12 protein-coding genes are annotated in these 15,076 nt (G+C 53.9%); 5 read left to right on the top strand and 7 right to left on the bottom strand.

The window, feature by feature from the left end; all coding sequences use genetic code 11:
- Positions 1 to 51: 51 nt before the first annotated feature.
- From HUF18_RS17780 to aceE, 3 genes are all read right to left on the bottom strand, one after another.
- A complete protein-coding gene (locus HUF18_RS17780) occupies positions 52 to 2,070 on the bottom strand; it encodes a methyl-accepting chemotaxis protein (RefSeq protein ID WP_145466224.1) in 2,019 nt (672 codons plus the stop codon).
- 154 nt (positions 2,071 to 2,224) lie between these two features.
- The gene (aceF, locus tag HUF18_RS17775) at positions 2,225 to 3,868 is read right to left on the bottom strand and encodes a dihydrolipoyllysine-residue acetyltransferase (protein WP_225693190.1); all 1,644 of its coding nucleotides are present in this window, start codon (positions 3,866 to 3,868) and stop codon (positions 2,225 to 2,227) included.
- A 10-nt stretch (positions 3,869 to 3,878) separates the two neighbouring features.
- Positions 3,879 to 6,590 carry a pyruvate dehydrogenase (acetyl-transferring), homodimeric type gene (gene aceE / locus HUF18_RS17770; RefSeq protein ID WP_225693188.1) on the bottom strand — a complete coding sequence of 904 codons (2,712 nt, stop codon included), beginning with the start codon at positions 6,588 to 6,590 and terminating at the stop codon, positions 3,879 to 3,881.
- 105 nt (positions 6,591 to 6,695) lie between these two features.
- On the opposite strand from aceE, the gene cobO reads away from it, so the two are divergent.
- Positions 6,696 to 7,310 (top strand): cob(I)yrinic acid a,c-diamide adenosyltransferase, encoded by a 615-nt coding sequence (gene cobO / locus HUF18_RS17765; protein WP_145466230.1) that lies wholly within the window; start codon positions 6,696 to 6,698, stop codon positions 7,308 to 7,310.
- 8 nt (positions 7,311 to 7,318) lie between these two features.
- On the opposite strand, the gene HUF18_RS17760 is transcribed toward cobO, so the two are convergent.
- Positions 7,319 to 7,993, bottom strand: coding sequence for a pirin family protein (locus HUF18_RS17760; RefSeq protein ID WP_225693185.1), 675 nt, complete (start codon positions 7,991 to 7,993; stop codon positions 7,319 to 7,321).
- A 285-nt stretch (positions 7,994 to 8,278) separates the two neighbouring features.
- Between HUF18_RS17760 and HUF18_RS17755 the strand changes: the two genes are divergently transcribed.
- Positions 8,279 to 9,871: an alkaline phosphatase D family protein gene (locus HUF18_RS17755; RefSeq protein WP_225693183.1), complete on the top strand. Its 1,593-nt coding sequence runs from the start codon at positions 8,279 to 8,281 to the stop codon at positions 9,869 to 9,871.
- 73 nt (positions 9,872 to 9,944) lie between these two features.
- Here HUF18_RS17755 and modC read toward each other — a convergent pair whose 3' ends face one another.
- The 3 genes from modC to modA are packed head-to-tail and all read right to left on the bottom strand — an operon-like array spanning position 9,945 to position 12,448.
- Complete coding sequence (modC, locus tag HUF18_RS17750; protein ID WP_225693181.1) at positions 9,945 to 11,027, bottom strand: molybdenum ABC transporter ATP-binding protein; 1,083 nt, start codon at positions 11,025 to 11,027, stop codon at positions 9,945 to 9,947.
- A complete protein-coding gene (modB, locus tag HUF18_RS17745; protein WP_145466238.1) occupies positions 11,024 to 11,719 on the bottom strand; it encodes a molybdate ABC transporter permease subunit in 696 nt (231 codons plus the stop codon). Before modB ends, modC begins: the two co-directional genes overlap by 4 nt.
- Positions 11,720 to 11,722: 3 nt before the next feature.
- A complete protein-coding gene (gene modA / locus HUF18_RS17740; RefSeq protein WP_225693179.1) occupies positions 11,723 to 12,448 on the bottom strand; it encodes a molybdate ABC transporter substrate-binding protein in 726 nt (241 codons plus the stop codon).
- Between the two features lie 358 nt (positions 12,449 to 12,806).
- Between modA and HUF18_RS17735 the strand changes: the two genes are divergently transcribed.
- The 3 genes from HUF18_RS17735 to HUF18_RS17725 all read left to right on the top strand — a co-directional run bounded on the left by HUF18_RS17735 (position 12,807) and on the right by HUF18_RS17725 (position 15,069).
- Positions 12,807 to 13,535 (top strand): helix-turn-helix transcriptional regulator, encoded by a 729-nt coding sequence (locus tag HUF18_RS17735; protein WP_225693177.1) that lies wholly within the window; start codon positions 12,807 to 12,809, stop codon positions 13,533 to 13,535.
- 117 nt (positions 13,536 to 13,652) lie between these two features.
- Entirely contained in the window at positions 13,653 to 14,399 is a 747-nt protein-coding gene (locus tag HUF18_RS17730; protein WP_225693175.1) for a hypothetical protein, read from the top strand.
- Positions 14,400 to 14,409: 10 nt separating this feature from the next.
- Positions 14,410 to 15,069 carry a hypothetical protein gene (locus HUF18_RS17725; RefSeq protein WP_145466244.1) on the top strand — a complete coding sequence of 220 codons (660 nt, stop codon included), beginning with the start codon at positions 14,410 to 14,412 and terminating at the stop codon, positions 15,067 to 15,069.
- The last annotated feature ends 7 nt before the right edge of the window (positions 15,070 to 15,076 follow it).

Genomic DNA, 15,076 nt, shown 5'->3' with positions numbered 1-15,076 from the left:
TAAAAAACGCCCACTGTATCGTGGGCGTTTTTTATGGCATATCGCTGGTATTTATCGGACCTTAAATTGCTCAACCCGCTGCGCAAGTGAATCGGTAATAGCCTGAGTCTGACGTACGGCCTGCACGGTTCCTTCGGCATTGCTGGACGTCTGCTGGCCACTGTTACGGATTGCTTCCAGGTTATGTTCGAGATCAGCTGCGCTGCGTTTTTGCTCATTGGCGGTCACGACAATATCCGTCGTCTTCTTCTGAATATCACCCATACTGATCTGAATTTCATTCAGCGTGGTGCTGACCTGTTCAGAGTGAGAGACGGTGCTTTCGACCATTTTGCGGTTCACTTCCATGGTATCCACTGCACTGACAATATTTTTCTGCACTTCACTGATCAGACCTTCAATTTCCTGTGCTGATCCCTGAGTGCGGCTGGCCAGTGTGCGTACCTCATCAGCAACCACAGCAAAACCACGGCCCTGTTCACCGGCCCGGGCTGCTTCAATGGCCGCATTCAATGCCAATAAGTTGGTCTGCTCCGCAATACCTTTAATGGTCGCCAGAATACTGCTGATGCTGGAAGAATTCTCTGCCAGACGGTTCACCGCCTCCATTGAGTTAGCCATTTCATCGGCCAGACTGCGTACCTGATCCATCACCCGGGTAACAACCTGTCCGGCTTCATCCGATTTTTTATGGCCACTGTGCGCCGCTTCTTCTGCCTCTTCGGCCAGGTGGGTTACCGTAACAGCACGGTCTGCCATATCACTGATAATCTGTGAAACCTGATTGGTTTGTTCAAGCTGAATCTGTACGGCCTGACGGCTGCGGTTGGCAATGCTTTCTACCTCATTAACATTCGCGCTGACCGAGCCGGCACTGTCTTTTACCGCGGTCAGGGTATTGCGGATATTGCTGATCATTTCATTAAAAGCGTCACGTAGCTGCCCCATTTCATCACGGCCATTGAAGCTGATTTCATGGGTGAGGTCGCCATTGGCAATATCACGGGCAGTACCGGAAAAACGCTTAATGGTGTAACGGATAGACATAAAAAATGCGAGATACAGGTAAACAATAATAGTCAACGCTGACAGCAGAACCAGAGCCAGTATTCCGATGCGTTTTTGCTGCCCGTCCAGACGCGACTGTAATTTACGGCTGATCAGCGGGAAGGCTTTATTTTCTATGTCTTTTAATACCTGTAGCTGACTCTGATAGAACTTATCATAATCCTGCCAGCTGGATTCGATGGTCGCTGCCGCAATAATTTCTTCATCTATTTTCATACGGATACTGTCAACTGCCTTAACAGCAGCCTGAGCTGCAGTCAGCAAATCAGCATCACCAACCGCTTCCGCACTGCTGACCATCAGCTGCATATTAGGGTGCGCGGCCAGCAGCTGGTCGTAGACAACGTTCATCAGGTCATAGGTAGCTGATTGCAGATACTGTTCTACAAAGGCATACACCCCTGCAGCATGCCCCATACCGCCGACAAGGTGAGCTTCCGGTAATGTCATAACAATGCCGACAAGGCGCTGAATATCACCATCAGAATCCAGTGAAATACCGGACGACTGGGTGTACTGGCGAATAACCAGATACAGCTCGTCAATTACAATCTGATAATACTTATACTGATCACGGAAGGTCGGCTGACGATGCTCACCGGTCATTTTCAGGCGATGGGCATACTTTTTCTCCCAGCCTTTTAACAGCGAGAGCAGCTCTTCATCGTCAGTACTTTGCAGTAACTTCTGAATCTGCTGGGGAATATCGTTCATGCGCTGTTCTGCACGGGCGCGGAGTTCAGCATTATTCTGATGCGGAACCACCGCAGCCAGATCACGGAATGCTTCAAGCTCATGGGCAAAATTAAATAATTGCTGAGTGCTCTGCAGCCCGCTTAATTCCAGCTCCGTTTTTTTCATCGATTCAAATGCAGCAAGAAAAACCTGCCCGCTCAGAACCACCAGAGGCACCATAAACAAAAAACTGATCAGGCCGAATTTGGCAGCATAACTCAGCTGCCCCATAAATTTGATTGCCGGCCACATTAGTGCTTTCAGCATAGACTCCTCACACCCTTACTTATGCTTGTTATCTGGAGATCCGCCGGTGTAAGAAAACCTTTCACCGACGACGCTCTGGGTACCCTTAATTTATAAAATATTATCTGTCTACAACGTCTTACTCTGGCAACGCCTGACAGTGTCTGCGATATCACTACATCAGAACATTACGTAAATCCTGCAGGTACATTACCAGGCGCTGGCTGAATCGGGCCGCCTCGGCACCATCAATCACCCGATGGTCGTAAGACAGAGATAAAGGCAGCATCAGGCGAGGTATAAAAGCCGTACCATCCCATACCGGTTGCATCGATGCTTTCGATAAGCCAAGAATGGCAACTTCCGGTGGATTCACAATAGGGGTAAACGCTGTACCACCAATACCACCGAGACTGGACAGACTGAAACAGCCACCCTGCATATCAGCTAATGGTAGCTTACCCAGTCGGGCCAATTCGGCCTTATCGGTAAGCTCTTGTGTGATTTGTGTAACCGATTTCTGATTCACGTCGCGAATGACAGGCACCAGTAATCCTTTCGGCGTATCGACCGCCACGCCGACATGCACATAGTGCTTCAGAATCAGCTTTTCGCCATCGGCACTGAGCGAGGCATTAAAAGATGGAAAATCTTCCAGCGCCTTGGCAATCGCTTTAAGCACGAAGGGAACAATAGAAAACTTTATTCCCTGCCGCGCATAACGTTCGTTCTGCTGTTTGCGATAATTTTCCAGGTCAGTGATATCGGCCTGATCAAATTGCGTGACTTGTGGCACATTCAGCCAGGCCGTTGTCATCGCCCGCGCGGTTGCCCGTTTAATATTATTCAGCGGACTGTCACTGACGGCACCGAATTTGGCAAAGTCCACCACAGGCACCGCAGGTATACCTGAACCACCCGACACAGAGGCTGGCTCACGGTTCAGCCGTTGTTTTACATAACGCTGGATATCGTCTTTGGTGATACGCTGTTTTGGCCCGCTGCCGCTGACCTGTGCCAGATCGACACCAAATTCGCGCGCCAGCTTGCGTACCGCCGGGCCGGCATGAACTTCAGCAGCGGAAGAGCGCACATCAGCAGCAGGAATCGTTGCTGTAGCGGCAGTTGCTGCGACTGTTGTTTGTACTGTTTTTTCTGCTGGTGCAACCTCAGCCGCTGCAGATTCAGCGGCGTTGTTTTCCGCAGACACAGCATTACCAGCAGCCGGCTGTAATTTAAGCATGACATCACCGGCACTGACTTTATCACCGGTTTTAACGGCGACACTGATTACAGTGCCAGCCTGACCGGCCGGAATCTCCATCGACGCTTTATCCGATTCCAGCACCAGTACTGTTTGTTCGGCATCAATATCATCACCGGCACTGACCTGAACCTCAATCACTTCCACCTGTTCAGAGCCACCAAGATCCGGGATAGCAATATCAACGGCTGCAGCAGGTTCAGCACTCGGTGACGGCGCACTTTCTACAGCATTTTTTACCGGTGCTTCTGTCGTTTTCTGTTCTGCAGCAGGAGCGCTTTCAGCGTTTTTTTCTTCAGCGGCATTTTCTTCAGTACCTGAAGCATCGCTATCCAGTTCACCGAATACATCACCACTGCTGACTTTATCGCCCACTTTAATACTCAGGTTTTTAATCACGCCGGCGGCTTCGGCCGGAATTTCCATCGTTGCTTTATCGGTTTCCAGAACAATTAATGCCTGTTCCATTTCGACCGTATCGCCGAGGCTGACCAGTATTTCGATCACTTCAACCTGACTGGCACCACCGAGATCCGGGATTTTTAAAGTCGTCATGCATCCATCCTCAGCTGTACAGTGGGTCAGGTTTGGCGGCATCGATATTCAGTTCGCTGCGCCATTGTTCGAGATCAGCGGCTTTTAACGCACCGCTCCTGACCAGTTCGCTTGCCGCAGCCCAGGCTACGTGTTGCCAGTCCACCTCAAAGAAGCGGCGTAAATTTTCACGCGAATCGCTGCGGCCAAAACCATCGGTACCCAGCGTGCGGTAACGCCGCCCTTCAGGAATAAAGGCGCGTATCTGTTCGGCATAGGTTTTCATATGGTCGGTTGTGGCAACGATTGGGCCTTCGCTGTCTGCCAGCTGACGGGTAACCCAGGGAACCGGAGGCTGCTCAGTCGCGGACAATAACGCTGTCCGCTCACAGGCCAGACCATCGCGGCGTAATTCATTAAAGGACGTTACGCTCCAGACATCGGCAGCAATGCCCTTACCTTCCAGCCACTGCGCCGCCTGTTCAACCTGGCGTAAAATAGAGCCGCTGCCCAGCAGCTGAATACGCGCCGGCTTCTTGTTTTTTGCGCCTTTAATTGCCGATATTTTCAGGCGATACAGCCCGCGTTTAATACCTTCTTCCACCCCTTCCGGCATCGGCGGATGAACGTAGTTTTCATTCAGGCTGGTGATGTAATAGAAGACTTTTTCTTTCTTCTCATACATGCGCTTCAGGCCATCCTGAATAATCACGGCCAGCTCATAAGCATAAGTAGGATCGTAGCTGACACAGTTGGGAATGGTGGATGCAAGAATATGACTGTGACCATCCTGATGCTGTAAACCTTCACCATTCAGGGTTGTCCGCCCTGAAGTTGCACCAATCAGAAATCCCTGACACTGCATATCGCCAGCTGCCCAGGCCAGATCACCGATGCGCTGGAAGCCAAACATCGAGTAATAAATATAAAACGGAATCATCGCCAGACCGTTGGTACTGTACGAACTGCCCGCTGACATCCAGGCGGCAAAAGCACCGGCTTCGTTAATGCCTTCCTCCAGAATGCGGCCTTTTTTATCCTCGCGGTAATACATCACCTGGCCCTGATCGACCGGCTCGTATAACTGACCTTCGGATGAATAAATACCCAACTGGCGGAATAAACCTTCCATGCCAAAGGTGCGCGCTTCATCCGGCACGATTGGTACTACGCGGTCGCCCATGATTTTATCTTTCACCAGCTGCGACATAATGCGCACAAAGGCCATGGTGGTGGATATTTCACGTTCACCGCTACCTTCGGTCTGGGCTTTAAAAAACTCCAGGTCCGGTGCGGTTAATGCCGTCCAGTTTTCTGTGCGCTGTGGTAAATAGCCGCCAAGCTTTTCCCGCTGTTTACGCATATAGGTCAGCTCCGGACTGTCTGCCGGTGGCCGGTAAAATGGCATATGCGGAAGATCTTCATCACGAACCGGAATATCAAAACGGTCGCGGAAGGCTTTAATGCTTTCTATATCGAGTTTTTTAACCGAATGCGCCTGATTTTGCCCTTCAGCTTCGGCACCCATGCCGTAGCCTTTAATGGTATGAGCCAGAATAACCGTTGGCTGTCCTTTATGATTTACTGCCGCATGATAGGCGGCATAAACTTTATAGGGATCATGGCCGCCACGGTTCAGGCGGAAAATATCTTCATCGGATAAATCTTTAATTAACTCCGTCAGCTCCGGGTATTTATCAAAGAAATGCTCGCGGGTGTATTTTCCACCTTTGGCTTTGTAATTCTGATATTCACCGTCAACGGTTTCGTCCATGCGCTTCTGCAGCATGCCTTTACGGTCTTTTGCCAGCAGTGGGTCCCAGTGCCGCCCCCATACGACTTTAATCACATTCCAGCCGGCACCGCGGAACTGGCTCTCAAGCTCCTGAATAATTTTGCCGTTGCCACGAACGGGGCCATCAAGGCGCTGCAGGTTGCAGTTTACAACGAAGATTAAATTCTCGAGTTTTTCCCGTCCGGCCAGACCAATAGCTCCCAGGGTTTCCGGCTCGTCACATTCGCCATCACCAAGGAAAGCCCATACCTTGCGACCTTTACGCGGCACCAGTCCGCGCGCGGACATATAACGCATAAAATGCGCCTGATAAATTGCCTGCAATGGGCCAAGGCCCATAGACACAGTCGGAAACTGCCAGTAATCCGGCATCAGTTTCGGGTGTGGATAAGAGGATAAGCCCGGCGCTAACGCTTCACGGCGAAAGCGCTCCAGATCGGATTCCTGAAAACGGCCTTCCAGATAAGAACGGGCATAAATACCCGGTGCCACATGGCCCTGGTAATAAATCAGATCACCCAGTGGTGATTCGTCACTGCTGGCATTAGGCGCACGGAAAAAATGGTTAAAGGCCACATCATAAAGTGTGGCACTGGAAGCAAAACTGGAGATATGGCCACCCAAATCGCCCGCGCCTTCTTTGTTGGCGCGCAGAACCATGGCCAGCGCATTCCAGCGTACCAGCGAGCGGATGCGGCGCTCCATAAACAGGTCACCAGGCATCGGCGCTTCATTTTCCGGAGCAATGGTATTGCGGTAAGGCGTATTCAGCGCATAAGGCAGCGGCATGCCATCACGGGTGGCACGTTCGGCGATACGTTCGATCAGAAAATGGGCGCGTTCGACCCCTTCGGCACGGATCACAGAGTGAATGGCATCGACCCACTCTTTGGTTTCCTGTGGATCAGGATCGACCGTAACATCCTGATTTAACTTGCGTTCATCCATTGTGCATTCCCGGTTCAGGCGATGGTTGTAATCCAGTATAGTTAAGGACTGAGTGAACACCCGTTAGCCAGCGGAAATCCCACCTTTCAGGAATCACAAAAAAGTATGAGTAACAGCGAGCAAACAGCCAATACCGATCGCCACCAGCAGAAAATGCAGAAGCATAAAGAGAAGGTCGATGCCGCCATCGCCCGTGCTCAGGAAGAACGTGGCGTTATCATCGTGCTCACCGGAAATGGTAAGGGGAAAAGCAGCTCCGGCTTCGGCACCGTTATCCGCACGCTGGGCCATGGCTATAAGGCTGGGCTGGTGCAGTTTATTAAAGGCACCTGGGACTGCGGCGAAGCCAAAATTCTCGCCACCCTGCCGGGCCTTACCCATGAAGTGATGGGCTCAGGTTTTACCTGGGAAACACAGAATAAAGAGCAGGATCAGCGTGCCTTTGATGCGGTCTGGCCAAAAGCCAAAGCCATGCTCAGCAATCCAGAGCTACGCACCGTGATGCTGGATGAAATCACTTATATGCTGGCGTACGATCTGCTGGATTTTGACGAATTAAAAACCGCGCTGGAAAACCGCCCGCCGGAGCAGAATGTAATTCTGACCGGCCGTGGTGCGCCAACGGCTCTGCGCGATCTGGCCGATACCGTCACCGATATGAAAATGGAAAAACACGCCTTTAAAGCCGGAGTGAAAGCTCAGGCCGGTATTGAGTGGTAATTCCGCAATCAGGCCTCGCGGATCATCACCAGCGCAAAACTGCTTTCCGCCGTCAGGCTCAGTGACTGTCCGCTGAGCCTGAACAAATCCCCGCGCTGTAAACGCTGCCCATCGGCACTGATGGCCGTGCCACGGAATACATAACCCAGCGCATCATCGTCAAGCGCCCACTCATCGCCTGCCGCCAGTTGCAGCACATCCACCCGAGTTGAAGCCGCAAACAATTCGCCACCGTACACACAGGTCAGGCCGGACGGATTGAGCTCAATCACCTGATAACCCGCCTCGCCTTCGTGGCTTTGCGGCACCAGCCAGATCTGCACCATAGCCGGATAATCCGCGCCCGGATTCTGCTCGTTATGACGAAAGCCTTTGGCGCCACTGCGCTGTAACTGCACCTGTCCGGCCTGCAGCACTTCACCATCGCCGATACTGCCCTGATGATGCAGCTCACCACGGGTCATCACACTGACGATATCAATTTGCTCATGGCTGTGCAGTCCGGTCGAACCACCAGGTAAAAACCAGGCATTGGCTAAATAAACACAGGCGCCAAAACCGGGCCAGCATTCCTCGCGCACATGATGAGCAAACTGGCGCGGGTCCATTACCAGCACCCGTTCGCGGATACCGCCAAAACCGGAAATCTCAACCTGCTCTTCAGCCAGCTGCTCTAATGCCACGTTATTTTCTCCGTTCTGCACCACTACATAGCAACGCTGCGTTGCACCACTACATTACAGCGCTGCATTGCACCGCCAGGGACTGTTTACACCACTTACGCCAGCCATGCGAACAATCGGGCCAAGGTTGTAAAACGCGCCTTGTAAAACGTAAGTACCAAAGTTTCAAAAAACTGTCACCGCGCTGACACAGAGCCTGCCTAGACTCGCGCATTCTTTAGCACGCACCACACTCACCCGTCGCGTGGATTGTATGCCGATCCACCTATATAAAAGGAGTCCGACATGGATATCAGCCGCCGTAAATTTCTATCCCGCACCGGCGCCGGCGTTGCCGGTATGGGAGCCCTGAGTCAGTCCGGCCTGAGCATGGCGATGAGCAGCCCGACGCCAATTGAAGCCAATGATCCCGGCCATTTTAACTACGGCGTTGCCAGCGGCGACCCGCGCACCGACCGCGTCATTCTCTGGACTCACTTTCTGCCGGAAGTGAACATGCCACTGACCGTCAGCTGGAAAGTCGCACTGGATGAAGGCATGACTCAGGTGGTACGCAGCGGCGACTTCCGCACCGACGCCAGCCGCGACTACACCGTTAAAGTCGATGCCGACGGCCTGCAGCCCGGCACCACCTATTTCTACCAGTTCAGTGCTCTGGGCAAAGATTCCGAAATCGGCCGCACCCGCACCGCACCGGAAGGCGATATCGACAGCGCCCGTTTTGCTGTGGTGTCCTGCTCCAGCTACCCGCACGGTTACTTTAACGTGTACCGCGCACTGGCCAACCGCAACGATCTGGATGCCGTCATCCACCTCGGCGACTACATCTACGAATACGCTCAGGACGAATACGGCGAACTGCTGCTGCGCGAAAAACGTGCGCTGGCTCCGGCTCACGAAATTGTCAGCCTGTCCGATTACCGCCGCCGTCACGCCATGTACAAACTGGATGAAGATTTAAAAGCCGCCCACCAGCGTCATCCGTTTATCACCGTCTGGGATGACCACGAATTTGCCAACGACTCCAACGCCTACGGCGCCGAAAACCATAACGACGGCGAAGGTGACTGGAACGAGCGTAAAGCCGCCGCCAAACAAGCCTATTTTGAGTGGATGCCGATCCGCGAGAACAGCAACGGCGGCATAAGCCGTAACCTGCGCTACGGCGATCTGCTTGACCTGCTGATGCTCGATACCCGTATTGAAGGCCGTGATGAAGCACCATCCGGCAGCGATAAACAGCGCGAAGCCAAAGACAAAAACCGCACCCTGCTTGGTTTTGAACAGGAAGCCTGGCTGCATCAGCAATTACAGAGCAGCAGCGCACGCTGGAAGATCGTAGGTCAGCAGGTGATGATGGCGCAGCGCTACTTTATTAATCTGCCGGATCATTTTGGCGGCGGCGCGTCTCTCTGGCTCGACAGTTGGGACGGTTACAGCGCCACCCGCGACCGCTTACTGGCGCTGCTGCGTAACGAACAGATTGATAACGTGGTGATTCTCACCGGCGATGTGCACAGCTCCTTTGCCGCCGACCTGAGCGATAACCCTTACGACCGCAATAACTACAACCGTCACAACGGTGACGGTTCGCTGGCGGTGGAATTTGTTTGTCCGTCGGTCACCTCACCAGGCTTCCCGCCAGTAATTGCCGAAGCCGGTGCGCAGACCATTATGGATGCCAGCCCGCACATTAAATTTGCCGAACTGCGCCAGCATGGGTTTATCCTGCTGAGCGCTAACCGCGAACAGGTTCAGGCCGACTGGTACTACGTGCCACAGATCCTTAAGCGTTCTGCCGACACTTACCATGCCCGCAGCTACCGTACCCTGAGCGGCGATAACCGCCTGCAACGGGTGGCCGAGCCTCTGGCCTGATTCACTGAACAGGGTCATGCAACTGAAAACGCCGCTGTGGTTTCCCGCAGCGGCGTTTTTTATGGAGCACAATTTAACCGGCCAGCGCGACCGACTTAACCTGCGCCCAGACGGACATGCCCGCCTGTAAACCCAACTGAGTCACCGAACGCTGCGTCAGCCGGGCACGCAGTAATTCACCATCCGGCAAGCGCAGATTCAGCAGTACCGAGGCGCCACTCTGACTGAGGCTTTCAACCCTGACCGGCAGAATATTGAGGATACTGCTGTCGTCCGCACGGCTGAGGCTGATACTCACATCCCGCGCCAGCACCCGCGCACGTAAGTGATCACCCACAAGCGCCTGAGGCGCGCTCAGTAACAGCTCTGCGCTGCCAGCGGCTGTTCCGTCTGCAGTCAGAGCCAGCCGCGCCAGCCCGTCCGTTTCCTGAGCAGCCACGGTACCTTCGAGCACCACCCCGGTTTCATCGCCCAGGCTGAGCCGTGCCAGAACATCGCCCAGCCTGCCCTGATCTTTCAGCGTACCTTTTTCCAGCACCAGCAGCTGATCGGCCAGTTGCACCACCTCTTCCAGCGCATGACTGACATAGAGTATCGGCCCCTGATAGACCTGATGCAGGCGGCGCAGATAGGGCAACACCTCCTGCTTACGTGCGCTGTCCAGTGCTGACAGTGGTTCATCGAGTAATAACAGCCGCGGATTAATCAGCAGTGCCCGCGCCAGCGCCACACGCTGCTGTTCTCCACCAGACAAACGCTGCACCGGACGCTGCAGCAGGGGAAGCAGATCCAGCAGTTCCAGTACCTGCCGGGCCTGCTCTGCTGGTAAGGGGGTCAGCCCACGTTTGCGCGCGCGCTTAACGCCGTAATCAAGATTGCCCTGCACATTCAGATGACGCAGCAGACCGGCATCCTGAAACACCAGTGCCAGCGGACGCTGATGCGCCGGCAGGCTTTGCCGCGCACTGCTCCAGAGTTCTTCTCCCAGACGAATCTCGCCACCCTGCTCCAGTCCGGCAATGCAGCGCAGCAGCGTGGTTTTACCGCAGCCGGAGGGACCAAAGACCGCCGTCACCCCCTGCCCGGCCAGTGCCGTATTGAGCTGCAGGCGAAAGTCGCCACGGCGAAGATCAAGATTCAGGTGCAGATCGGTCATGGGCGGCTCATGGAAAAATTCAGGCGGCTGTGGCGGTTCAGGCTGTACATCAGCAGCAGCACCACAAAAGAAAACAGCAGCATCATCAGCGACAGACTGTGCGCCTGAGCATAACTCAGGGCCTCAACGTGATCGTAAATCTGTACCGAGATCACCCGCGTTTCACCGGGAATATTGCCGCCAATCATCAGCACCACGCCAAACTCGCCGACGGTATGGGCAAAACCAAGCACTGCGGCAGTAAGCAGACCCGGTTTGGCCTGCGGCAGAACCACGGTAAAGAAGCGATCCCAGGGCCCGGCGCCCAGTGTCGCCGCAACTTCCAGCGGCCGCTCGCCCATGGCTTCAATGGCGTTCTGCACCGGCTGCACCACAAAGGGCAGCGAATACAGCAGCGAGGCCAGCACCAGTCCGCTGAAGCTGAACGGCAGCAGCCCCAGCCCAAGTGTCTGCGTCAGCTGGCCGAGCGGACCGTTTGGTCCCAGCGCCAGCAACAGATAAAACCCCAGCACTGTCGGCGGCAGAACCAGCGGCAAGGCCACCAGTGCCGATACCGGGCCGCGCCAGACAGAGCGGGTACGCGCCAGCCACCACGCCAGCGGCGTGCCGATTAACAACAGCAACATCGTGACCAGTGTCGCCAGCTTCAGCGTCAGCCAGACGGCCTGCCAGTCTGCTGCAGTTAACAACATGCGTTACTCCCGGTGATAACCATAACCACGGATCAGCTCCGTTACTTCAGCCGATTGCAGAAAAGCCAGAAACGCTCTGGCTGCCGGATTCGGTTCGCCGTTCTTCAGTTCGCCGTTCTTCAAAAGCACCGCATCCTGACGGATCGGCGAATACAGAGTGTCGGGCACGATCCAGACGCTGCCATTATTAATCTCGCCGCCACTCATCACCTGCGACAGCGCAACAAAACCAAGCTGGGCATTACCACTGGATACAAACTGCCAGGTCTGGGCGATGTTTTCCCCCATCACCTGGCGGGTCGCCACGCTGTCGGTCAGTGCCAGGGCTGCCAGCGTCTGCTGTGCAGCGGCACCGTAAGGCGCCAGGCGCGGGTTAGCCAGCGCCAGTTTACGGAACTGGCCGCTGTGCAGCTGCGCGCGCACATCCACATCGGGTGTGGTTGTCCACAACGCCAGACGCCCCAACGCATAGGTGAAACGGCTGTCGGCGCTGGCAAAACCGGCACGGATCAGGGCTTCGGGCTTGGCCTGATCCGCCGACAGGAATACCTCAAAGGGCGCGCCATTATGAATCTGGGCGGTGAATTTACCGGATGAACCAAAGGCCATAACCAGCTGATGGCCGCTGTGCTGCTGAAAGCGTGCGGCGATATCTTTCATCGGTGCGGTAAAGTTGGAGGCCACCGCCACCATGACTTCGGCCGCGATGGCCTGGGACGGTACTAACAAACAAGAAAGCAGCAAACAAGAAAGCAGCAAACAAGAAAGCAGCATACCGATAAACGCCAGCGGAGCTTTGCCATACCGGTGGAGTCTGAACATTCGGGAACCTCTTCAGTGCTGATGTCGTATAAACAGCGCTGTTTATACCTGATTCTCTGCTCGGGAGCATCTTAGCACCCCGGACAAAACAGAGAGATAAAAAGACAGCGTACGCCACTTATTATTTTTGTCCGGATAAAACCATATTCTGCCCCGGCAAAAGGTCGGTGCCTCACCTGCCTGACGTAAAAATAACCAGCGCCAGAGTTTGCGCCAGCTGTAAAATGGCGGCTCACGCCGATGAAAGGAAGCATCAGGAGCACATATGCATCGCCAGCGCGAACACATCATCGAACAGATGGAAAAGCAGCAGAGCACCAGACAGCTGTGGCAATGTCTGTTCCGTTCGTTCTCCGATGAAGGCTTCGACCGGATAATCCATCTCTCCGGTACGACCCGCCGTATGCAGATCGTGTCCAACTTTGATGCCAGCTGGAACGAATACTATGTAGAAAAGGGCTTTATGGAACGCGACCCTTTTCTGCGTTACTGCACCACCAGCTACCGCACGGTACGCACCGGCATCGATCATATCCGCGAGCATCCTTATCTGAACGCCGCCGAAATGCAGGTTATTGAAGAGGCCTCGGAATGTGGTTTCCGCTCCGGGTTTTCCAGCACCCTGCAGCGTTTTGATGGTAATCAGGTCAATGCCTGGAATATCGGCTCGCACCTGAGTGCTGCCGAAGTAACACGCATTCTGCAGGAAAAACTGCCCTACCTGCAGATGATCAGTTACTACGGCTCCATGTTCGCCAGTAACCTGCACGCCCCCGCTGCCGACAACGACAACAGCCGCCTGCTGACCGCACGCGAACGGCGTTGTCTGGAACTCAGCGCCTGCGGCCTGCGCACCCGTGATATTGCCGACCTGCTGAAACGCTCGGAAGCTACCGTTGAGTTTCACCTGCGTAACGCGCGGGAAAAACTCGGCGCCCGCACAAGGGAACACGCGATTTACCTGGCAATAAAGCTCGAACTGATCTCGCTTTAACAAAACCTAAGGAAATCCTCAGTTAAGTCCCTGCGTCTTTTCTCCCATTATCAGAGTGAGAAACACAGGCAATCGCCTGTGGCTGTCATCCATAAAAGATGCTTTAGGGAAAGATTTATGAAGGGCCTCGACACTCGCTCAGTTTACTTACCGGCGCTGCTCTGCAGCAGTCTGCTGCTCACGGCCTGCGGTGGTTCATCCGATACCACAGATACCGGTGGCGACAATGATAACGGCAACAACAACAACCAAAACAGTATCTGCAGCCGCATTCAGCAGGCCGGCATTCCGCTGCCGGAAATTAATGATGGTATTAACGGTAAATTTGCCAATACCTTTGATGGTAATTGCGCGGCGTTTCAGCAATACAGCGGCAGTGAATACCAGAGCTCGGTCAACGGTATCACCACCACCATCCGCCAGGAAAATAACGGTGATTTCGTGCTGATCAAAAACGGTACATCAACCACGGGCGGCAGCAGCTTCAGTAACTGGGTGGCTTTCCGTTATCAGTCATTCGACAGCGGCGATATTGAGGGCATTTTTTACTATTACGCCGCGGGCAGCACCGATCTCTTTTCTCAGACCACCTATTACCGTGACGGCCGGGCGCACTATGATTTCAGCAGTTCTGCGCCGGATACCTATTATTTTCCCGGCCAGAATGACCAGCGATTTATTACCGACTTTGGCTATATCACCATAGGTTCCAACCAGATCCATAACGGCTATACCGTCGTTATTATTAACAACCGTATCGCCACCAGCTACATCGGCTGTGAAGGCAACCTGACAACATTACAGAACGCTGCAGCCGCCACGCTGAACAGCGCCTGCGACAGCAATTCTGCCGAAAATCTGTGAGGAAATATTTATGAAAAATTCATGGTTATTCACTGCATGTTTCTGCCTGTCAGCGTTATTAAGCGCCTGTGGTGGTGGCGACAACGGATCAGACAGCGGCAGCAATAACAGCAAGACGCTGTCATTACCCAGTGTTGGTAACAATGCCTATGCACAGGCATTTAATCTGGGTTATGCCTCCAGCTCAGCTTTTTCTGCCGTTGATGGCTTTCAGGTTACCGTCGGCGGACTGACCCAGACACTGCACATATCCTCTGGCAATGGCAGCTGGTACGTCAGCTGGGACGGCGAATATGAAGGTGATGTTTTTTCTGACTGGACCGCCTTCGGCTATGAAGAAACGCCAGCCAGTAACGACCTGATCGGGCGCTTCTATTTTTATCATTACAACAGCGATGTGATTAACAGCGAGCTGAGCTATTACCGCAATGGCCGCATTTTTCTGAACGTTCAGGATGACAGCGGTACAACGGAGAGCACTGCGCTGCTGGTACCAAAAAGTAATGGCGGCATCCGCATTATCAGCAAAGATGCCAGCGAAGCATCGGCAACCATCGTTGACCTCAATGATGCCAACGGCAGCAGCGGCACAGGTTATGAAGGCTGTACAGACGACCTGTTTACGCTCGCATCGGATAGCAGCAGTTGCACCAGCGCGGTTGCATTTTAACCCGCAT

It is taken from the genome of Thalassolituus sp. ST750PaO-4 (assembly GCF_020320405.1).
In the GTDB taxonomy this organism is placed as follows: domain Bacteria; phylum Pseudomonadota; class Gammaproteobacteria; order Pseudomonadales; family Oceanobacteraceae; genus Venatoribacter; species Venatoribacter alkanivorans.
The sequence above is the reverse complement of the archived record's forward strand: the minus strand, read 5'-3'. Positions and strand labels throughout refer to the sequence as shown.